Source organism: Streptomyces diastaticus subsp. diastaticus (assembly GCF_011170125.1).
Lineage (GTDB): Bacteria > Actinomycetota > Actinomycetes > Streptomycetales > Streptomycetaceae > Streptomyces > Streptomyces diastaticus.
The window spans coordinates 1330503-1350751 of record NZ_BLLN01000005.1 but is presented as its reverse complement, the minus strand read 5'-3'; the positions used below and the strand labels follow the sequence as shown (position 1 = coordinate 1350751).

Annotated in this window: 17 protein-coding genes and 1 pseudogene; 13 read left to right on the top strand and 5 right to left on the bottom strand. The window is 70.7% G+C overall.

All coding sequences use genetic code 11. The annotated features are described in order from the left end of the window. The first annotated feature begins 10 nt into the window (after positions 1–10). Both Sdia_RS23365 and Sdia_RS23360 read left to right on the top strand, forming a co-directional pair. On the top strand, positions 11–223 hold the full coding sequence (locus Sdia_RS23365; protein ID WP_113687523.1) for an MbtH family protein: 213 nt from the start codon (positions 11–13) through the stop codon (positions 221–223). 269 nt (positions 224–492) lie between these two features. Continuing rightward, the gene (locus Sdia_RS23360; protein WP_206281307.1) at positions 493–915 is read left to right on the top strand and encodes a winged helix-turn-helix domain-containing protein; all 423 of its coding nucleotides are present in this window, start codon (positions 493–495) and stop codon (positions 913–915) included. Between the two features lie 139 nt (positions 916–1054). On the opposite strand, the gene Sdia_RS23355 is transcribed toward Sdia_RS23360, so the two are convergent. After that, the gene (locus tag Sdia_RS23355) at positions 1055–1747 is read right to left on the bottom strand and encodes a tryptophan 2,3-dioxygenase family protein (protein ID WP_262417744.1); all 693 of its coding nucleotides are present in this window, start codon (positions 1745–1747) and stop codon (positions 1055–1057) included. 197 nt (positions 1748–1944) lie between these two features. Between Sdia_RS23355 and Sdia_RS23350 the strand changes: the two genes are divergently transcribed. After that, positions 1945–3132 (top strand): cytochrome P450, encoded by a 1188-nt coding sequence (locus tag Sdia_RS23350; RefSeq protein ID WP_189500334.1) that lies wholly within the window; start codon positions 1945–1947, stop codon positions 3130–3132. Positions 3133–3138: 6 nt separating this feature from the next. Here Sdia_RS23350 and Sdia_RS23345 read toward each other — a convergent pair whose 3' ends face one another. The 3 genes from Sdia_RS23345 to Sdia_RS23335 form a co-directional block, all read right to left on the bottom strand. Next, on the bottom strand, positions 3139–4899 hold the full coding sequence (locus Sdia_RS23345; RefSeq protein WP_189500335.1) for a non-ribosomal peptide synthetase: 1761 nt from the start codon (positions 4897–4899) through the stop codon (positions 3139–3141). 88 nt (positions 4900–4987) lie between these two features. Beyond that, positions 4988–6178: an erythromycin esterase family protein gene (locus tag Sdia_RS23340; protein ID WP_276324236.1), complete on the bottom strand. Its 1191-nt coding sequence runs from the start codon at positions 6176–6178 to the stop codon at positions 4988–4990. 86 nt (positions 6179–6264) lie between these two features. Continuing rightward, positions 6265–7035 (bottom strand): TioE family transcriptional regulator, encoded by a 771-nt coding sequence (locus Sdia_RS23335; RefSeq protein WP_371874304.1) that lies wholly within the window; start codon positions 7033–7035, stop codon positions 6265–6267. A gap of 166 nt (positions 7036–7201) precedes the next feature. On the opposite strand from Sdia_RS23335, the gene Sdia_RS23330 reads away from it, so the two are divergent. The 9 genes and pseudogenes from Sdia_RS23330 (at position 7202) to Sdia_RS23290 (ending at position 17290) form a co-directional block, all read left to right on the top strand. Beyond that, on the top strand, positions 7202–9580 hold the full coding sequence (locus Sdia_RS23330) for an ATP-binding cassette domain-containing protein (RefSeq protein WP_189500337.1): 2379 nt from the start codon (positions 7202–7204) through the stop codon (positions 9578–9580). A 292-nt stretch (positions 9581–9872) separates the two neighbouring features. After that, complete coding sequence (locus Sdia_RS23325) at positions 9873–10811, top strand: NAD(P)/FAD-dependent oxidoreductase (protein WP_189500338.1); 939 nt, start codon at positions 9873–9875, stop codon at positions 10809–10811. 57 nt (positions 10812–10868) lie between these two features. Then, on the top strand, positions 10869–11852 hold the full coding sequence (locus Sdia_RS23320) for an ATP-binding cassette domain-containing protein (RefSeq protein WP_189500339.1): 984 nt from the start codon (positions 10869–10871) through the stop codon (positions 11850–11852). After that, entirely contained in the window at positions 11849–12667 is an 819-nt protein-coding gene (locus Sdia_RS23315) for an ABC transporter permease (protein ID WP_189500340.1), read from the top strand. Before Sdia_RS23320 ends, Sdia_RS23315 begins: the two co-directional genes overlap by 4 nt. Before the next feature lie 77 nt (positions 12668–12744). Further along, complete coding sequence (locus tag Sdia_RS23310; protein ID WP_164904286.1) at positions 12745–13458, top strand: class I SAM-dependent methyltransferase; 714 nt, start codon at positions 12745–12747, stop codon at positions 13456–13458. Between the two features lie 40 nt (positions 13459–13498). Next, the gene (locus Sdia_RS23305) at positions 13499–14881 is read left to right on the top strand and encodes a DoxX family protein (protein WP_128461881.1); all 1383 of its coding nucleotides are present in this window, start codon (positions 13499–13501) and stop codon (positions 14879–14881) included. A gap of 66 nt (positions 14882–14947) precedes the next feature. Continuing rightward, a complete protein-coding gene (locus Sdia_RS23300) occupies positions 14948–16330 on the top strand; it encodes an FAD-binding oxidoreductase (RefSeq protein WP_189500341.1) in 1383 nt (460 codons plus the stop codon). 122 nt (positions 16331–16452) lie between these two features. Continuing rightward, a pseudogene (locus Sdia_RS30830) lies at positions 16453–16647 on the top strand (AMP-binding protein); the annotation flags it as partial. Positions 16648–16702: 55 nt separating this feature from the next. Next, a complete protein-coding gene (locus Sdia_RS23290) occupies positions 16703–17290 on the top strand; it encodes an AMP-binding protein (RefSeq protein WP_191835372.1) in 588 nt (195 codons plus the stop codon). 921 nt (positions 17291–18211) lie between these two features. Here Sdia_RS23290 and Sdia_RS23285 read toward each other — a convergent pair. After that, a complete protein-coding gene (locus Sdia_RS23285; protein WP_181844073.1) occupies positions 18212–18790 on the bottom strand; it encodes a TetR/AcrR family transcriptional regulator in 579 nt (192 codons plus the stop codon). 78 nt (positions 18791–18868) lie between these two features. On the opposite strand from Sdia_RS23285, the gene Sdia_RS23280 reads away from it, so the two are divergent. Next, positions 18869–20119 (top strand): NADH:flavin oxidoreductase/NADH oxidase family protein, encoded by a 1251-nt coding sequence (locus Sdia_RS23280; protein ID WP_229831426.1) that lies wholly within the window; start codon positions 18869–18871, stop codon positions 20117–20119. Positions 20120–20249: the final 130 nt, after the last annotated feature.

Here is a 20249-nt window from a genome sequence, read left to right as displayed (position 1 = left end):
AGGACGCAAGGTGAGCACCAACCCGTTCGACGACGAGAACGGCCAGTTCCACGTGCTGGTCAACGACGAGGACCAGCACTCCCTGTGGCCTGCCTTCGCCGAGGTGCCCGCCGGATGGCGCAGCGTATTCGGCCCCGCCGGGCGAGCGGAGAGCGTCGCCTACGTGGAGGAGCACTGGACCGACATGCGACCGCGCAGTCTCCGGGAAGCGATGAACGGCTAGCGCTGCGCCGTGAGGCGCGGCTCCGGGTGCCGGCGCGGGAGAACGGGGCGCCGCTGCGGGGCGAGGCCGTGGCACCGAACCACACCACCACGGCCTGCGGTCTGTTATGCCTGCTCGGCCGACGCGAGAACGCCGTCGGCCGACGACGACAGTGATCATCTCTTTGCGTCGACGGGGAGGCGCACGCTGTGAAATGCACGACCAGCGATGTCATGTTCGTCCGATGGCCGGCACAAACGGACCTTCGGAACCGATGTAGGAGGGACGGAGTGCCCCGTCTCCTCGTGGTGGAGGCGGGTGCCCGCCCGCCGGTCTGCAACGACCCCTTCGAGGACTGGGTCCGGGCACCCATCTCCCGGGACGATCTCGACGCCCGGGTCAGGGCCCTCCAGAACCGGCTCGACAGCCGACAGACACCGACCCTCGACTCCGCCGGAACACTCACCTTCGGTTCGCACTCCATCACCGTCTCCAGCGTCCAGACCGAACTGATGGAGCTGCTCATCGAGCACTTCGGGGAGGTGGTGTACAGACACGAACTCTCACAACGGCTCGCGGAACGCGTGCAGAGGCCGACGAGGAACTCGCTCGACCTCCACATCATGCGGCTGCGCCGCCGTCTGACACCGACCGACCTGGTGATCCGCACCGCCTGGGGCCGCGGCTACGCCCTGGACATCGAATCACGCTAGGCGGCTGCCCCGGCACGGCGATGACACACGTGCGGGACGCACGATCACGTGAGGGCCTCCTGGGCCCGGTGTGGACCGCGCCATCCACGCCCGGGCGCAGGAGGCCCTCATCCATGAGTACTCGTCGGCGGCCGGAAGGCTACGAGTGGTGCACCTTCCCGCGCAGGCGGCGAAGTTCGGGGAAGGGCCGGGTGACGCGGCGGGCGAGGAAGTCGACACCGCTCGAGCCGCCGGTCCCGTCCTGCTCCCCGATCATCTTCGACACCAGCGCCAGGTGCGCCACCTTCCAGTGCCAGTAGCCGTTGCCCAGGTCCACCAGCGCTTCGGCGAGGCGGTGCAGCACGCCGCACTCCACGCCGCGCCGGAGGACATCGTGCACGGACTGCCCGTGGTACTCGGCCGCCGCCGCGAACGCCTCGTAGAGGCTGCCCTGATGATGGCTGTTGCCGAGGAGCGCCGTCAGCCGCCGGAACTGAGCGGACTGCGCGCCGCTCGCCGTGTCCAGATAGGTCCGGAACTCGGCGAAGTAGCGCAGTGGCAGTTTCTCCAGCACCGCCAACTGCTGCTGGAGGACCCGTATCAACTCACCGGACCGCTGCAGGAACTCCAGCCCCAGCTCCAGGTCGTGCGGATCGCAGGGCGGCAGGAGCGCCTCGGCAGCGGCGTCCAGATCAGCCCCGAGCTGCTTGAGCCACAGCTCGCAGGACTGGTGGGTGATGATGAAGAACTGTTCGGCTACGGCTAGGACGACCGCGCGGCCGGCTGTGTTCGGGGCCTTCGGCTCTTGGAGCGAGAGCAGGGTCTCCATGTGGAGATAGTCCCCATACGTCAAGGTACTCAGGACGCCGCCTCCTCGTCATAGGTGGTCTACCGGCCGCAGCCGGACGATCCGGCGCGTTCAACGACCCATGTTCCTGAGCTTGGCACGGGAAGGAAGTGCCTGATCAGCATTCTTTCGTCTCTCATTCACGACGAAAGACCTGCGCAAGAGCTGCCCGGCGTGGGCGCCGCCGATGTGACGATTTCGGCATGATCACCCCGACCGAGCTGGACCTGACCGACGCGACCGCCTTCGTACGACACGACGCCCACACGTTCTGGCGCGATGTGCGCAAGCACCGGCCCGTGTACTGGCACGAGGGAGATCCCGGTTTCTGGGTCGTCGCCCGCCACGCCGACGTGCTGTCCTGCTACGCCGACGTGCGCTCCCTGAGTTCCGCTCGCGGGACCGTACTGGACGTCCTGCTGAGCGGCGGTGACTCGGCGGGCGGCAAGATGCTCGCGGTCACCGACCGGCCCCGCCACCGCGAGCTGCGCAACCTGATGCTGCGCGCCTTCTCCCCGCGCGTCCTCGGCGCGGTGGAGGAGAGAGTGCGGGAACGGACGTCACGGCTCATCAGGACCGTCGCCCGGCAAGGTGAGTTCGACTTCGCGGCGGCGGTCGCCGAGCACATCCCGATGAACACGATCTGCGATCTGCTCTCCATTCCGGAGGCGGACCGCAAAAAGCTGCTGCGCTGGAACAAGCTGGCCCTCTCCTCGGACGACGCCGAGTCCGACCGGTTGGACTCCCTGGAGGCCCGCAACGAGATCATCGGCTACTTCATGGACCTCGCCCGGCACCGCCGCCGAGACCCGGGCGACGACGTGATCAGCATGATCGCCACAGCGGAGGCGGGAGGCCGCCCGCTGACGCTGGAGGAGGCCGCGCTCAACTGCTACAGCCTCGTGCTCGGCGGCGACGAGTCCTCCCGCGTCTCCGCGATCTGCGCGGTCAAAACGTTCGCCGAGCACCCCGCCCAGTGGCGGGCGCTGCGCGAGGGGACGGCCGCGGTCGACACGGCGGTCGAGGAGGTGCTGCGCTGGGCCACGCCGGCCAGGCACTTCGCCCGCACCGCGACCCGCGACATGCTGATAGGCGGCCGGCAGGTGCGCGCGGGCGACATCGTGACGCTGTGGAACATCTCCGCCAACAACGACGAGGAGGTGTTCGACCAGCCGCGCCGGTTCGACCCGGCCCGCTCGCCCAACAAGCACCTCTCCTTCGGCCACGGCCCGCACTTCTGCGTCGGCGCGTTCCTCGGCCGGGCGGAGCTGTGCGCACTGCTGAGCGCGCTCACCGAGTCGGTCGCCGAGATCGAGGTGTGCGGCGAGCCCGCCCCGGTCTACTCCAACTTCCTGAATGGCTATGCCAGTCTGCCGGTCGCCTTCCGCTGACGGCCGTCAGCCGGGCAGCCGGCTCTCGACGGCCGCGGCCAGCTCGCCGATCGTCGCCGCCTCCAGCACGGTCCGGATCGACGGCGCGACCCCGAACCGCTCCCGGAGCCGGGCGACCAGCCTGGTCGCCTGCACGGAGTGCCCGCCGAGCTGGAAGAAGTTGTCGGCGACCGTCGCCTCCGCGATCCCGAGGACGTCCCGCACGATCGCGCAGACCACGGCCGCCCGGTCGTCCGCCTCGACGGCCTCCGGCGCCCGCCCGCCGTCCGGGAGTCCCGGTACGCCCGCGTCCGGCTGCGGCAGGGCCCCCCGGTCGATCTTGCCGTTGGCCAGCGTCGGGAACCGCTCCAGCAGCGTGACCCGTGCGGGCACCATGTGGGCGGGCAGCGACTCGGCGACATGGGCGCGCAGATCGGCCGGCTCCACCGGCCCCGTGGTGGTGACGTAGCCGACGACATGCGCGTCGGCCAGCTCGCCCCGGACCACGGCGACGGCGACGTCCACCGCCGGATGGGCGGCGAGCCGGGCCTCGATCTCACCGAGTTCGACCCGGAAACCGCGCAGCTTCACCTGGCCGTCGACGCGGCCCGCGAAGAACAGCTCGCCGTCCGGCCCCCTGCGGCCCCGGTCGCCCGTGCGGTACATCCGGGTACCGGGCGGCCCGAACGGGTCGGCCACGAACTTCACCGCGGTCGCCGGGTACCGGTCGAGGTAGCCGCGCGCCAGCCCGGTGCCCGCGATGTACAGCTCGCCCTCCGTGCCGGACGGCACCGGGCGTAGCCGCTCGTCGAGCACGTGCACCTTCTTGCTGGACCACGGCGTGCCGATCCCGATGTCACCGGCGTCGCGCACCGGTCCGGCGATCGTTGCCCCGACGGTCACCTCCGTCGGGCCGTAGCCGTTGAACATCCGCCGTGCCCGGGACCACTTGCGCACCAGGGTCGGCGTACAGCTGTCCCCCGTGGACATGATCATCCCGCCGGGCAGTACGTCCTCGGCGTCGGTCTCGCTGAGCGCCACGGGGGGCAGTGTGGCGTGGGTGATGTCGTACTTGAGCAAGGTGTTCCACAGCGGATGGCCCGGCAGCAGGTCCTCGGCGGGCACCGTCACGAGGGCCGCCCCGGACAGCAGCGCCAGGCACACGTCCCAGAAGGCGGCGTCGAAACTGATGGAGGCCCACTGGAGCACGCGGTCGCCCGGCCCCGCCCGCAGGAAGGCTGCCTGGGTGGCGGCCATGTCGCGGACCCCGCTGTGCGGCACCGCGACACCCTTGGGCGTTCCGGTCGACCCCGAGGTGTAGATGACGTACATCAGGTGATCGGGGTGCAGGACGGAGCGGCGCTCGTCCTGGGAGACGCCGTGCCCCGGCCCGGCCGCGCACGCGGCACGGAACGCCGGGTCGTCGAGGACGAGTTCCTCCGGGCCCGCGTCGAGCGGCGCCACCGAGGAGGACCGCAGCAGCAGCACCGGCCGCGCGTCGGACACCATGAACGCCAGGCGTTCCGCCGGATACTCCGGGTCGAGCGGGAGGTAGGCGCCGCCGGCCTTGAGCACCGCCATGATCGCCACGATCAGTTCCCGCGACTTGGGCATCGCGACCGCGACGAGCGAATCGGGACCGACACCGTGCGCGATGAGCCTGCGGGCGAGCCGGTTGATCCGGGTGTTCAGCTCCGCGTACCCGAGGGTGCCCTCCGCGTCGATGAGCGCGGGCTCCGTGCCCCGTCGGGCGACGATTGACTCGAACAGTTCAGGAACCGTGTTCAAGTGCGGTCAGCTCCTTCGGGAGGCTCCCTGATCGACGGCGAATCTAATCCCCGGCGCCCGGGGAGCCCGCGAATCCTTCCCGTCTCTGTCAGAGCGCGCTCCCGGCACCGGCCAGGGCGCGCAGGAGGTCCCCCGACCCGGTGACGGCGGCGCCGTCACGGACGTGCAGGACCGCGTCGGCGGTGTCCCAGAGGCCCTGGTCGAGCGGGAAGTAGCCCTGCTGCGGGGTGGTGTCCGTCCGGGTCCGGGCGGCGGTGACCGTGCCGGTGGAGGCCAGGGCCCAATCGGTCACGCGGTCCTGCAGAACGCTCTCGTACGTGCCCGGCTCGGGGTCGCCCAGCCCGATGGCCTCGCTGCGGCCCAGGCTGCCGGCGACGAAGACGTACTGCTCGCCCAGCAGCGGTGCCACGATGGTGCCTGCCCCGGGCCAGTCGACCCGCAGGTCTCCCATGCTCCAGCTGCTCGGGGTCCGCTGGAGGTGCACGTTGTGGGCGAAGACCAGCGTCGCGCCCCGGCGGCCCTCGATGCTGCGGATGTCGAGCAGGTTCTGCGCCATGAGCGCGTCCCGGGTGGAGAACAGCCGGGACAGCCGGGCGTTGTTCTCCATGCGCTGGGCCGCCTGCCGGTGGTAGCGCAGCAGACCGAGGCCGGCGGTGAGGTGGATCCTGGCCCGGAGCCACTCCGCGCGCGAGGTCTGCGCGATCCGGTCGGCGGCGTTGGCGTGGAGCAGGGTGAGCATGTCGTCGGCGAGGGACCGCAACCGCTCGGCCTCGGGCGTGGCGCCGACCGACATGGCCGGGTCCATCACCGCCTCCGTACGGCTCCACCGCTCGTCCGCGCCGGACAGCCCGGTCAGGTCGAGGTCGAGCCCCAGGTAGTCACGGGCCTGCTCCAGACAGCGCCGCGGGCTGGGGGCGCTGGTGGTCTCCGTCGGGAGGTCGAAGCCGTGGAAGGTCAGCTGCTCCTCCGGCGGCAGGCCCGCGTTGTGGTCGCGCATCCAGGCGACGAGGCACCGGTTGGTCTCCAGGTCGCCGAAGCCGTGGGAGAAACCCTCCCGCGCCACCTCGTCGAGATCACCGTCGCCGCCCTTGACGAAGTCGTCGACGCGCAGCGCGGCCACGCGGTCGGTCTCCAGGGCGATCGAGCGGAAACCGAGGCGGGCCAGCCGGGCGAACAGCTCGTTGCGTACCCACCCGAAGGCGGGTTCCCGGTGGGTGGGCTCGCCGAGCGCCAGTACGGCGCACGAGGCCACGGGAAGGCCGTGGAAGTCCTTTTTCATGTCTGTCAATCGAATCATTGAAAGACTCGTTGAGGCTTACGGCGGTGCCGTCGGCGCCGCGACTGGATCCGCCGGATCGGGAGGTCTCAAACCGTCGATGGGGATTCCGGCGCGGGAGCGGGTTCCCCGGCGGCCGGCGGTCCGGCCGGGGCGATGTCCAGGAGGGTCACGTACCCACCGAGACGGGCCGCCGCGTCGAGCATGGCCACGCCACGGGCCGTGAGCCGTCGCCGCCAGTCCTCGAGGGCGGCGGACAGCGCCTCGGTGCCGCCGGCCGTGCGGATCTGCCGGACCACCGTGCGGATGTGTTCCAGCGGGTAGCCCCCGCGCCGCAGCAGATGGGTCAGTTCGGCGTCGCGTACGTCTGTGGCGCCGAACGAACGGTGGCCGGTGACCGGCTCCCGGGCGGGGGTGAGGATGCCCACCGCCTCCCAGTTCCGCAGGGTCGCCGCGGTCACCCCCAGGCGGCGCGCGAGTTCGCCGATGCTGAGCGGCTCGCCGCTGGCGGAGGAGGTGTGCTCGGTGAGGGCCGGCCCACGCGTGAGGTGCTCCACCGTCCGCCCCACCGCGTCCAGCGTGCTCCGGTCGCGCAGCAGTTGGGCGTGGCCGCGGTCGACGGCGGTCAGCGCGGCGTCGAGGTCGCCGGTGCTGAGTGACCGCATGATCTCGCCGCCCGTGGCGTATCCGTATGCCCGCACGAGCGCCAGATAGGCGCGCAGGGCCGCCGCGTGGACCTCGGTGTAGGTGCGGTAGCCGGACGCGGTCCGCCGGGCGAGCGGGATGAACCCGTCCCGCTCGTAATTGCGGACCGCCTGGGTGGAAATGCCGTGCTCACGGGCGAGGTCGTATGGACGCAGGTACTTCACGGTTTGAGACTCTATCCAGAAAAATCCGCGTTGCTTCATCAAAACTCTCAACCGACTTTGCAGGTATACGCTTGAGCCCATGAACCGGGACGTTCAGGAACTCGTCACCACGTCGCATGACGAAGGCGTGCCGCGTCCGACAAACGGGAGGGACACCATGACGGTCGGCACGGAGACGGACACCCAGCCCGCTGCGCTGTGTGCCGCCGACAGCCATGACATGATCCGTGTGCACGGGGCACGTGAGAACAACCTCAAGAACGTGCACGTGGAGATCCCCAAACGACGCCTGACCGTGTTCACCGGAGTCTCCGGCTCGGGCAAGAGCTCCCTGGTGTTCGACACGATCGCCGCGGAGTCGCAACGGCTGATCAACGAGACGTACAGCGCCTTCATCCAGGGCTTCATGCCCACCCTGGCGCGGCCCGAGGTCGACCTGCTCGACGGGTTGACCACCGCGATCCTGGTCGACCAGCAGCCGATGGGCACCAGCCTGCGCTCCACGGTCGGCACCGCCACCGACGCGGGCACCCTGCTGCGCATCCTCTTCAGTCGGCTGGCCAAGCCGTACATCGGCTCGCAGAAGGCGTTCGCCTTCAACGTCGCCTCGGCCGACGCGTCGGGTGTCCTCGTGGTGAACGGCAAGAAGATCGAGAAGGGCTTCAGCGTCGTCGGCGGCATGTGCCTGCGGTGCGAGGGCATGGGCACCGTCTCGGACATCGATCCCGCCCAGCTGTTCGACGACTCCAAGTCGCTCGCGGACGGCGCGATCACAGTCCCCGGCTGGAAGCCCGACGGCTGGGTGGTGCAGTCGTTCACCGAGTCGGGCTTCCTCGACCCGCACAAGCCGATCCGCGACTACACCGAACAGGAACGGCACGACCTCCTGCACCGGGACCCGGTCAAGGTCAAGGTGAAGGGCGTCAACACCACCTACGAGGGCCTCCTCGCGCGGGTGCGCAAGTCGTTCCTGTCCAAGGACAAGGAGATGCTCCAGCCGCACATCCGTGCCTTCGTGGAACGGGCGGTGGCGTTCTCCGCCTGCCCCGAGTGCCACGGCACCCGGCTCAGCGAGACCGCCCGGTCCGCGAAGATCGACGGCATCAGCATCGCCGACGCCTGCGCCATGCAGATCAGCGACCTCGCGGCCTGGGTCCGCGGTCTGACCGACCCGTCGGTCAGGACGCTGTGCACGGTGCTCGGCCAGACCCTCGACTCGTTCGTCCAGATCGGCTTGGGTTACCTCTCGCTCGACCGGTCCTCGAGCACGCTCTCGGGCGGTGAGGCCCAGCGCGTCAAGATGGTCCGCCATCTGGGCTCTGCGCTCACCGACGTCACCTACGTCTTCGACGAGCCCACCGTCGGCCTGCACCCGCACGACATCCACCGGATGAACGACCTGCTGCTGCGCCTGCGCGACAAGGGCAACACCGTGCTGGTCGTGGAGCACAAGCCGGAGACGATCGTGATCGCCGACCACGTCGTCGACCTGGGCCCCCTCGCCGGCACCAAGGGCGGCGAGGTGGTCTTCGAGGGCACGGTCGAGGGCCTGCGGGCCGCCGGCACCGTCACCGGACGGCACTTGGACGACCGGGCCTCCCTGAAGCCGACCGTGCGCGAGCGGTCCGGTGTGCTGGAGGTGCGCGGCGCCGACGCCCACAACCTGCGTGACATCGACGTGGACATCCCGCTCGGCGTGCTCACCGTGGTCACCGGAGTCGCGGGCTCCGGCAAGAGCTCCCTGATCCACGGCTCGGTGGCGGGCCGCGACGGCGTCGTCACGGTGGACCAGTCGCCCATCAAGGGCTCCCGGCGCAGCAACCCGGCCACCTACACGGGCATGCTCGAACCGATCCGCAAGACGTTCGCCAAAGCCAACGGGGTCAAGCCCGCCCTGTTCAGTCCCAACTCCGAGGGCGCCTGCCCCACCTGCAAGGGCGCCGGGGTCATCTACACCGACCTGGCGATCATGGCCGGCGTCGCCACCACCTGCGAGGACTGCGAGGGCAAGCGGTTCCAGTCCTCGGTGCTCCAGTACCGGCTCGGCGGCCGGGACATCAGCGACGTGTTCGCGATGCCGGTGGCCGAGGCCGCCGAGTTCTTCCGCAGCGGTGAGGCACGGACACCGGCCGCGTGCACCGTCCTCGACCGGCTCGCCGAGGTCGGCCTGGGCTACCTCAGCCTCGGCCAGCCGCTCACCACTCTCTCCGGCGGCGAGCGGCAGCGGCTGAAGCTCGCCGGCCACATGGGCGGAGCGGGCAGCGTCTACATCCTCGACGAGCCGACCAGCGGCCTGCACCTGGCCGACGTCGAGCAACTGCTCGCCCTGCTGGACCGGTTGGTGGACGCCGGCAAGACGGTCATCGTCGTGGAGCACCACCAGGCGGTCATGGCGCACGCCGACTGGATCATCGACCTCGGTCCCGGTGCCGGACACGACGGCGGCCGGATCGTCTTCGAGGGCACGCCCGCCGATCTTGTCGCCGCCCGCTCCACCCTCACCGGCGAGCACCTCGCCCAGTACGTCGGCGCCTGACCCGACGCGGCCCTGCGCCTGCCCCCGCCTGGTGACTCGGGGCGGGGGCGCCGACCGCGGCCGGCTCGTGCCCGGGCGGAAAGCCGGCATCGCCCGTGCCGCGCAGGCGCACGACTGTCTGGCTCACCTCTTTCGCCCGCACCTTCCCACCACCGCGGCGGCGACGACGATGCGGGCCGACGGCTTCCGCCCGCCGACAGCCGATTCCGGCGTTCCCACACCGAGCACCTGCCGGACCGCTCCCACGGTGGAGGGATCCCGTCCATGCCACACGACGGAAGGGATCAGACCGATGTCCTCGCACGACGACCACACCACCGTGATCGTGGGAGCCGGCCCCGCCGGGCTCACCGCGGCACTCGGCCTGGCCAGATACCGACACCCGGTGATCGTCGTGGACGGCCCCCGGGCACCGCGCAACAGCGCGTCGGCAGGCGTTCACGGCCACATCGGAATGGACGGCGTCACTCCCGCCGAATTCCGGGAGCGCGCCTGGCGGGAACTCTCCCGGTACACGACCGTGGAGCGGCTGGAGGACGACGCCGACAGCGTGTCCTCCGCTCCCGGCGGGGGCTTCCGGGTCGCCCTCGGCGGCGGTGAGACCGTCGAGGCCCGAACCGTCCTGCTCGCGACCGGTGTCGTCGACGTCCATCCGGCCGACGTGGACGGCTTCGCGGAGTGCTGGGGCCGCAGCGTGATCCACTGCCCGTTCTGCCTCGGTGAGGAGAACGCCGGCCGGCGCTGGGCGACGGTCGCCGACAACGCGGAACTCGCGGGACTGTCGGCCGTGGCCTTCCGCGCCTGGAGCGAGGACACGATCGCGATCTGCCAGGAGTCGATGCCCGGCCTGGAGACCGCTCGCGCGACCGCGCGCAGCAGAAGAGGGGACGTCGTCACGGGAACGGTCCGCCGCCTGCACCACCGTGAAGGGTCCCTGTACGGCATCGAGTTGGCCGACGGCAGGGTCCTGGAGCGGCAGACCCTGGTGTGGACGCCGCGACAGCGGCAGCAGCCCGTCGTGCAGCGGGCGGCGGAAGAACTGAAGCTGACGGTCGACGACGCCGGCTTCGTCGGCGTCGACGCCTCCCAGTGCACCAGCGTGCCGGGCCTGTACGCGGCCGGGGACCTGACCAGTCGCTGGAAACAGTCGGTCACCGCGTCGACCGCGGCGGGCGCGGTGGCCGCCGACGCCATCCACATGTCGGCCTTGCTCGGTGCCGTGCACCACTGAACCGGGTCGCCGACCCCCAGCCCAGGGCGCGTCGGACCAGGAAAGGAATCACGGCAGATGCCAACAGCGATCAGAACGGTCGAACTGTGCAAGCGTTTCGGCTCGCTCACCGCACTCGACCGTCTCGAACTCACGGTACCCAAGGGCACGGTGCACGGCCTGCTCGGCCCCAACGGCGCCGGCAAGACCACCACCGTCCGGATCCTGGCCACCCTCATCGCGCCGGACGAGGGAGTGGCCGAGGTGTTCGGCGTGGACGTGCGCCGCGACCCCCGGCGGGTCCGGTCGATGATCGGGCTCACCGGCCAGTACGCCGCCGTCGACGAACTGCTCACCGGGCGCGAGAACCTGCACATGATCGGCAGGCTGTTCCGGCTGTCGAAGTACGACTGCCGGGCACGCGCGAGCGAACTGCTGGAACGCTTCGGCCTGGAGGACGCGGCCGACCGGCAGCCCAAGACGTACTCGGGCGGGATGCGGCGCCGGCTCGACGTCGCGGCCAGCCTCATGGCGCGGCCCGGGCTCGTCTTCCTCGACGAGCCGACCACCGGCCTCGATCCGCGCAGCCGTATGGAGGTGTGGCGGCTCGTGCGCGAACTGGTCGCGGACGGAACGACCGTACTGCTCACCACGCAGTACCTGGAGGAGGCGGACCAGCTTGCCGACTCCCTCTCCGTCATCGACCGGGGCACGGTCATCGTCAGCGGCACCCCGGACGAGCTGAAGGCACAGGCGGGTCCCGACCGGGTCGGCATCACACTCCTCGACACGGGAGCCATGGAGCGGACGGTCCGGATCCTGCGGGAGCGGCTGGGCACCGACCCGGTCGCCGACCCCGGGAAGATGCAGGTCCACGCGCCGCTGTCCGACGGCGGCACGCTGCCCGACCTGCTTCACCTGCTCAAGGAGTCGGGGATCGCGATAGGTGACGTGGCGCTCCGCCGGCCCACTCTCGATGACGTCTTCCTCACCGTGACGGGCCGATCCGCCGATCACAGCACCGACCGGCGCAACAGTGGGAAGGGAACCGAGCGGCCATGACCTCCACCACTCTGACCCGGGAGAGCGGCACGTCGTACACGCCGTCGGGCAACGCCCTCGCGTGGTGGTTCTCCGACGTGTGGCAAATGACCCTGCGCAACGTACGGCACGTACTGCGCAGCCCCGAACTGGTAATGTTCTCACTGGTCCAGCCGGTGATGTTCATCCTGCTGTTCACGTACGGCTTCGGCGGCGCCATCGACGTCGGCGGCGAACGCTACGCCCAGTTCCTGCTGCCCGGCATCCTCGTCCAGATGGCGCTCTACGGCTCCGCCGCCGGTACCACCATCGGGATCGCCGCCGAGATGCACGAGGGCCTCATGGACCGCTTCCGGTCGATGCCGATGAGCCGTACCGCCGTGCTGATCGGACGCACGCTGTCGGAGATCTTCCGCAACGTCGGCGTGGCCGGGGTGACCGTGGGAGTGGGCCTGCTGGTCGGCTTCCGGTTCCGCAACGGCCTCGTGCCCGCGCTGGCCGGCCTGCTGCTGTTGCTGCTGTTCGGCTACGCGGTGTCGTGGTTCGCCGCCTACCTCGGGCTGTTGGTGCGCAGCGCGGAAGCCGCCCAGGCGGTCGGCGGGGTGTGGATCTTCCCGTTCACCCTGATCTCCTCGGCGTTCGTACCGACCGGCACGATGCCGGGCTGGCTGGAGGCGTACGCCGCCCACAGCCCCATGACGGCGGCGGTCAACGCGCTGCGCGCACTGTTCACCGGGGGCCCGGCGACCAGCTACGTCCTGCAGACCGTGGCCTGGTCGGTCGGCCTGATCGCGGTGTTCGCCCCGCTCGCGGTCCGCAAGTACGGCTCCCGCTGACCGGCGGGCGACGCCTCCGTGACAGAAGTCCGCAAGAGAGCGAGGAGACGCCGGGGCGCGACGCAATCATGGCAGCCATGACTGAAACTGCCGGCGCACCCGACGGTCCCGCGGCGATGACCGAGGTGTTCGACGCCGTCTACCGCGGGGAGAGCCCGTTCGGCGAGCGACCGCCGTGGGACATCGGGGCGCCCCAACCCGCCTACGTCGCTCTGGAGAAAGCGGGGCTCGTCCGCGGCACGGTGCTCGACGCCGGCTGCGGCACCGGTGAGGACGCCCTCCACCTGGCGGGCAAGGGCTACGCGGTGACGGGGTTGGACCTGTCCCCGACGGCGATCTCCCTCGCCCGGGACAAGGCCGCCGCCCGCGGGCTCGGCGCCGTCTTCGAAGTCGCCGACGCCCTCGACCTCAAGGGATACGAAGGGTGTTTCGACACCGTGATCGACTCCGGACTCGCCCACACCTTCGAGGGCGACACGCTGCGCGCCTACGCGGCGGCCCTGCACCGGGCCTGCCGCCCGGGGGCGGTGGTGCACATCCTCTCGATCAGCGACCGGGGTTCCGCGGAGATGCAGGTGCGGCTCGCCGAGGCCATAAAGGATATACCGGCACCGCTCCCGGACGACGACGAGCCGCCCGCCCTCAAGCGCTCTGCCGACCACCTACGCGACGGCTTCGCCGACGGCTGGACGGTCGAGTCGATCGACGAGGCTCTCCTGCGCGGCATCATCCCGACCACGTCGGAACTCCTCGACGTGCACGCCTGGCTCGGACGTTTCCGCCGTAGCTGACCGCGACCACCGAAGACGGCGCCTGAGAAGGTGATCAATGATGAAGGTGCGAGTAGGCAAGTGGCTGCGGACCGTTGTGTCTTCACCGGCCGGCCGGGCGACCAGACGCGCCTTCCCGCCGGCCGGCACCTCCCCGGCCCCGCCGAACTGGGCCGGGGCCGCCCGCACCGCCTACCGGTTCGGCTGCGTCTACGCCGGCCTGTACTGCCTGACCAGCCCGCAGGTCTATCTGGCCCTGCGCGGGGGCGGAATGGGGCATCTGCAGGAAGCGGCCGACGCCTGGGCGAAACGCTGGGCGATACGCCCGGTGCGGAACTGGATGTCCGTCCGGGTCCTCGGCAGGGAGCTGGGCGACCGCTTCGACGGCGGCGACGACCCGCACACCTGGGCGGGACAGCTCTGCTGGCTCGCGGGCGCCGCTGCGGCCACCCCGGTCTGGTCCGTGCTCGACCGGCGCCGGACGGACCGTGCCGCCCTCGACAAGTGGTTCCGCCTGGCCGCCCGCTTCTGCCTCGCGGGACAGATGTTCTCCTACGGCGCGGCCAAGGCCGTCCCCCTCCAGTTCCAGCTGCCGCCGTCCAAGCTCGTCGAGCCGCTCGGCGGCCTCACCCAGATGAGCCTGCTGTGGGCGCAGACGGGATCCTCGAAGCCGTACCAGATACTGCTCGGCTGCGCCGAGATCACGGGCGGGCTGCTGCTCATCGTGCCGCGTACCGCGCCGCTGGGCGCGCTGCTGTGCGCGGTGGAGATGGCGCAGGTCCTGCTGCTCAACATGACCTTCGACGTCCCCGTCAAGGTCCACTCCTTCCACCTGCTCCTGCTCGGCCTGCTTCTGCTGGCCCCGCACACGCCTCGCCTGGCCGACGCCGCGTTCACGCAGCGCCCGCTCCCCGCGGCCGCCCCCACGGATCTCTTCCGTTCCCGCCGGGCGAACCGCATCGCCACCGCCCTCCAGGCCGGGGCCGGACTCCTGCTCCTCGGCGCGCAACTGCGCAACGACTGGGCGTTCTGGAAGAACCACGGGGGCGGCCGGGAGAAGCCCGAGCTGTACGGCGTCTGGGACGTCACCGGCTTCTCCGTGGACGGCGAGCAGCTCCCGCCCGTGACGACCGACGACCGGCGCTGGCGCCGGATCGTCGTGGACTCCGTGGACGCCGTGGCCATCCAGCACATGGACGACTCGATCGACCCCTGCATGGCGTCGATCGACATGAACGCCCGTTCGGTCGCCCTGACCAAGATGGCCGATCCGAAGTGGCAGGTGACGTTCGCCTTCGAGCGCCCGGCCGACGATCTCCTGATCCTGGACGGCGAGGTCGACGGCCGCCACCACCGCCTGCACCTGCGCCGCCGCGACCTCACCACCTTCCCGCTGGTCAGCCGCGGCTTCCACTGGGTGCAGGAGAACTCGTCCCTGCGGTAGCGGACCTGTCGGCCGAGCGGCACTCGCGGGGCGGTGGCTACGCCGTCCACGGAAGGAGAACAACGGATGAGCGTGGACGTGCAGACGCTGGCCGCCGAGGTGCGAGGACCCGTCCTCCTGCCCGGCAGCCGGGAGTACGACGAGGAACGCTCCGGTTTCCAGACCGACCTCCGGCACCGCCCCGCCGCCGTAGTCGGCGCCACCCGCCCCGAGGACGTGCGCGCCGCGGTCCGCTTCGCCGCCGAGCGGAGGCTGCCCGTCGCCGTGCAGTCCACCGGACACGGCATCGTCACCGCCCTGGACGGCGAGGGCGTCCTCATCAGCACCCGCCGGATGAAGGCCGTCGCGGTGGACGCGGCGGCCGGAACCGTCACGGCCCAGGCCGGCGTGGTATGGGGAGAGGTCATCGAGCGGGCCGCCCCGCACGGTCTGGCTCCCGTCAACGGCTCGGCCCCACACGTCGGCGTCGTCGGCTACCTCCTCGGCGGCGGCATCGGCCTGCTCGGCCGCCTGACCGGGTACGCCAGCGACCACGTCCGCGCCGTCGACATCGTCACCGCGGACGGCGCGCTGCGTCACGTCACGGCCGGCTCCGACCCCGACCTGTTCTGGGCGCTGCGCGGTGGCGGCGGCAACTTCGGCGCCGTCACCGCCGTCGAGACCGCCCTCGTGCCGGTGACACGGCTCTACGGCGGCGCCCTCCACTTCGCCGCGGACCACCCCCTCGACCTGCTGGACGCCTACCGGGCGTGGACCCTGACGCTGCCCGAGGAACTCACCTCCTCGATCTGCCTCATGACCTGCCCGCCGTGGCCGTCCGTCCCCGAGCCGCTGCACGGACGCTACGCCGCACACGTTCGGATCGCCTTCACGGGCTCCGCCGAGGAGGGCGAACGGCTCGTGGCGCCCCTGCGGGCGCTCGGCCCCCGGCTGTCCGACACCGTCCGGGAGATGCCGTACACGCAGGCGGGCACCATCTACCAGGACCCGCGCGTCCCGCACGCCTACTTCGGCGGGAACGTCCTGCTGCGCGAACTCGACCCCGCGGCGCTGCGGACCGTCGTGGACGTGGCCGGGCCCGATGCGGCCGTGCCCTGCATCCTGGAGATCCGCCACCTCGGCGGGGCCTTCGCCCGCCGGCCCCCCGACGCGGGCGCGGTCGGCGGCCGGGAGGCCGCCTACCTGCTGCGCGTGATGACCGGAGGCACGGCCGCGCCGTCCACGGTCGCCCGGCCGGTCCATCAGCGCGTCTACGACGCCCTGAAGCCCTGGACCGTCGGCCGCAGCCTCAACTCCCTCTACAACGACGGCGCCCCGGTCTCCCAGGAACAGGTGCGGGAACTCTTCGCGGCCGAGGACTACGGGCGGCTGCGACGCGTCAAGACGCTGCACGACCCGCACAACCTGTTCCGGTTCACCCACAACATCACCCCACTGCACGGCGAGTGACGCGGTGCCCCCGCGACGGCGGGTCGACCTCGTCACGACGGACTCCGCGTGGCGCCGGGCGTTTCGGGAGTACGCCCCGCAGCGAGGACCGGGCCGCCCGGCGCACGAGGAAGGGACCCTGCATGTCCGGCACAGCGGTAACCGTCGTCGAGGTCTTCGAACGGCAGGCGGCGAGGCGTCCGGAGGCGATCGCGGTGTGCGACGCCGGCGGCCGGCTCACCTACGCGGAACTGGACCGCCGGACGAACCGGCTGGCTCACGAACTGCACGCCCGAGGGGTGGGCGCCGAGGTCCCGGTGGCACTGCTTGTGCGCCGCTCCGCCGATCTCGTCGTCACCCTGCTGGCCGTCCTCAAGGCGGGGGGGCGTCTACATGGCGCTCGACCACCACCTGCCGGCGGAGCGCCGGACGGCGATCCTGCTCGACGCCCGTCCGGCGCTGGTCGTCACCGACGACGAGCCGCCGTCCGCCACGGACGGGGAGCCGCCGTGGTGCCCGCTGCCGGAGCTGCGGGCCTGCGCTGCGCGACGACCGGCGACGCGCCCCGCGGCCCGTACGTCGCCGGAGAGCACGGCCTACATCGCCTACACCTCCGGGTCGGCCGGAACACCGAAGGGCGTCATGGTGCCGCACCGGGCGATCGTGCGGCTGGTCGTCGGAGCGGGTCATCTGCCGATCAGGTCCGACGACGTCTTCCTGCAACTGGCCCCCGTCGCCTTCGACGCCTCGACCCTGGAGATCTGGGGGCCCCTTCTCAACGGCGGACGGCTGGTGGTGGCGCCGGCGCACCAGCTTCCCCTGGGGGGCCTCGCCGACCTGGTCAGCGCCGAGGGCGTCACGATCCTGTGGCTGACCGCTGGGTTGTTCCACCACCTGGTCGCCTCGGGTCTCACATGCTCTGGTGCAGGGTCCGCGTCGGTGGTGCCATCAGAAGGGGCGGAAATGAGGCGCGAGCCGTGACGCTCGTTTGACGCTGCGATCTTGGAAACGGTCTTCTGGCGCTCGCAAAATGACCTCTGACCTGCAGTTTCTCTGCGAGTGGGAGGTCTCGACGTGATCCCGATGACGCATCATGTGGAGTGCGTGGCGATTCTGGAGCCTGCCGATAAGGGGCGCTGATCTGCGGCTTTGGCCGACGTGCGCTATGGGCGTCACGGGTGACATCGTGACGCCCAAATGAGGCCCTTCGAGGTGCCATGACGCTCATTCGACGCTCGGCCTGATGGTGTGTCAGGTGAAACCCGGATGAGTGGAAGTGGTGGGCGTTCGACATGGCCGCCGAGATCGCCTCGGCCCTGGGTGTCAGTCCGCTCGCTCCGGCCGCGGCGATGCGGGTACGTGGCGTTGGCGTTCCCCCGGACGCACCTGTGCCGGTGGACTGAGCAGGGCGTCCAGCTCTCCGTGGCGGTACTTCTCGGTTCGGTCTCCTTCCGGTGGTGGGCGGGCCGGGTGGCCAGCCCGGTCCGGGGCGGTTGATTGCCGGTGCCTGGGCTGGCGAGGGTCTTCGTGTGCAGGTTCCGGAACCCGCGCTGACGTGGGCGGGGTGAGCTTGTCAGGTTCCGCCGGTCGCTGCCAGGGGTGGTGGAGGGCGGCGACGAGCGGCCGGGTCCGCCCCGGCGTCCGCTCGAGCAGGCGGAAGGTGTGCTCCAGGCCGAGGTGGCGGAGGAACGCCTACCGGTAGCGGTCCACGTCGGCCGGTGCAGCGATGACTGAGGTGTCCCGTGGGGAGCGCCGCCCGAATTCCAAAGGCACCGCACAGGAGTCTTCCGCTGGGCACACGCCTTGACGGACGTCCTCGGGCCCATCGGGGTTCGTCGTTGGCTCCGGCTCGCTGTAACGCTTCCCGTGGCCGCGGATCCGTTTCCGGGCGGCGGGTCGGCTTCAGTCCGGCGCGTTCCGCGCGGTGAGCGTCGACTGGATGATCGCGCGGATGAAGTCGTCGATGTCCTGCTGTTGCGGAGGCTTCAGCGCCCCGTCCACCAGCAGCAGGACAAGACCCTGGACCAAGGCCCAGATGCCCGTGCAGAGCGCCTCGCTCGCGGGGTCGCCGGGGGTGGCGACCACGCTGGCCGCCACCACCTCCTTCACCGCGTCCTGTGCCGCTCGGGTCTGCGGATGGTCGTTGCACATGTGGCCGACCGTCAGACGGTACAGACCCGGACGGGCGAGGGCGTGACGGACCGCGGCGATCGCGGCAGCGGTGATCTCGTCACCGGGTTCCGCTTCGGCCACCGCGGCGGTCATGCGTTCCCGCAGTTGCTCGAAGCCGTGGGTGGCCAGCGCGGCGAGCAGGGCACTCCTGTCCGCATAGTGGTTGTACGGCGCATTCGGCGACACGCCGGCCTTGCGTGCCACTGCGCGCAGGGACAACTGCTCGGGTCCCGAGGCCTCGACCAGCTCCAGTGCGGAGGCCAGCAGGCTCGCCCGCAAGTCTCCGTGATGATAGGTCACACGACTCATATTGACAGTGTACATATTCCCCTGTAGATGTGGGTGCCGCCGAAATGTGAACGGCGTCAACATTGCGGGAGGAAGCTCGTGGCGCGACTCGACACACCCCTGGTGCTGGCCAGTGGCCAGAGGCTGCCCAACAGGATCGCCAAGGCGGCGATGGAGGAGTTCCTCGCTGTCGAGGGCCAACTCCCCGGGCCAGGAATGGTCGAGCTGTACCGGCGATGGGCTCAGGGTGCGGCAGGTCTCATGATCACCGGGCATGTCATGGTGGACCGCAGGGCGCTGGCCGATCCCTCGGACGTGGTGCTGGAGAACGGCACGCCGCTGAAGCCGTTCCACGAGTGGGCGCGCGCGGCTCAGTCCGGCGACGGCCGGATATGGCTCCAGATCAACCATCCAGGGCGGGTCATGACGTCCGACATGCCCGGTCCCGTCAGGTCCGCGTCCGACGTAGCGGTCGATGTCGGACGCTACTCCCGCCTGTATCCGCGGCCGGAGCCGATGACAGCCGAGCAGATTCAGGACACAGTCCGGCGATTCGCGTCAACCGCGAGAATGGCCGAGACTGCGGGGTTCGACGGTGTACAGATCCACGCCGCGCACGGCTACCTCATCAGCCAGTTCCTGTCACCGCTGACGAACCGGCGCCAAGACCGCTGGGGCGGGAACCTGGACAACCGTGCCCGGCTGCTGCTCGACATCGTCGCCGCGGTGCGAGCCGAGGTGGGTGAGCGGTTCGCTGTGGGAGTGAAGCTGAACACCGCCGACTTCCAACGTGGCGGGTTCGGTGCCGACGAAGCAGCGCGGGTCGTGGCGATGCTCGCGGAGTTGCCGGTCGATCTCGTGGAGCTGTCAGGGGGTTCGCTGGAGAGCCTGGCCACCCACGGGTATGCGGCGGACGGCAGCACCCTCGCGCGCGAGGCGTACTTCCTCGACACGGCCGCCGCGATCATCGCCGACAGTACTGTGCCGATCATGTTGACCGGAGGGATACGCCGCCGGTCGGTGGCAGAGGACGCGCTGGCGCGCGGTACCGCCGTGGTCGGCATGGCGACGGCGCTGGCTGTCGATCCCGGCCTGCCCCGACGCTGGCTGCACGGTGAGGACGCCACTGCTCAGGTCACACTGCCGAGATGGCGGGACAAAGCACTCGCGGCAGCCGCCGCGCAGGCCACCGTGCGATGCCGACTGGCCGGACTGGGCAGACGCGACGGCGCCGGCCGCCGCGCTCACCCGATCCTGGCGCTCATCGCAGAGCGCCTGCACCGACGCTCAGCGCTACGTGACCACCGCAGATGGCTCAGCGGCCAGCAACCAGCTGCACCGACCGAATGAAGGCGAGCCGGTCCGTAAGACGGGTCGGCCCCGAGAGTGCCGCCTGACCTGGGGTCCATATGATCTCGTTCTCGGACCTGGTCCCGATGGCGCGTCACGTGGAGTGCGTGGCATTCCTGGAGCCGGTGAA

What these genes read in the sequence shown, in the direction of transcription:
- Sdia_RS23350 (WP_189500334.1), top strand. Translation starts at nt 1,945, where the DNA reads ATGATCACCCCGACCGAGCTGGACCTGACCGACGCGACCGCCTTCGTA.
- Sdia_RS23340 (WP_276324236.1), bottom strand. Translation starts at nt 6,178, where the DNA reads ATGAAAAAGGACTTCCACGGCCTTCCCGTGGCCTCGTGCGCCGTACTG.
- Sdia_RS23330 (WP_189500337.1), top strand. Translation starts at nt 7,202, where the DNA reads ATGACGGTCGGCACGGAGACGGACACCCAGCCCGCTGCGCTGTGTGCC.
- Sdia_RS23325 (WP_189500338.1), top strand. Translation starts at nt 9,873, where the DNA reads ATGTCCTCGCACGACGACCACACCACCGTGATCGTGGGAGCCGGCCCC.
- Sdia_RS23320 (WP_189500339.1), top strand. Translation starts at nt 10,869, where the DNA reads ATGCCAACAGCGATCAGAACGGTCGAACTGTGCAAGCGTTTCGGCTCG.
- Sdia_RS23315 (WP_189500340.1), top strand. Translation starts at nt 11,849, where the DNA reads ATGACCTCCACCACTCTGACCCGGGAGAGCGGCACGTCGTACACGCCG.
- Sdia_RS23310 (WP_164904286.1), top strand. Translation starts at nt 12,745, where the DNA reads ATGACTGAAACTGCCGGCGCACCCGACGGTCCCGCGGCGATGACCGAG.
- Sdia_RS23305 (WP_128461881.1), top strand. Translation starts at nt 13,499, where the DNA reads ATGAAGGTGCGAGTAGGCAAGTGGCTGCGGACCGTTGTGTCTTCACCG.
- Sdia_RS23300 (WP_189500341.1), top strand. Translation starts at nt 14,948, where the DNA reads ATGAGCGTGGACGTGCAGACGCTGGCCGCCGAGGTGCGAGGACCCGTC.
- Sdia_RS23290 (WP_191835372.1), top strand. Translation starts at nt 16,703, where the DNA reads ATGGCGCTCGACCACCACCTGCCGGCGGAGCGCCGGACGGCGATCCTG.
- Sdia_RS23285 (WP_181844073.1), bottom strand. Translation starts at nt 18,790, where the DNA reads ATGAGTCGTGTGACCTATCATCACGGAGACTTGCGGGCGAGCCTGCTG.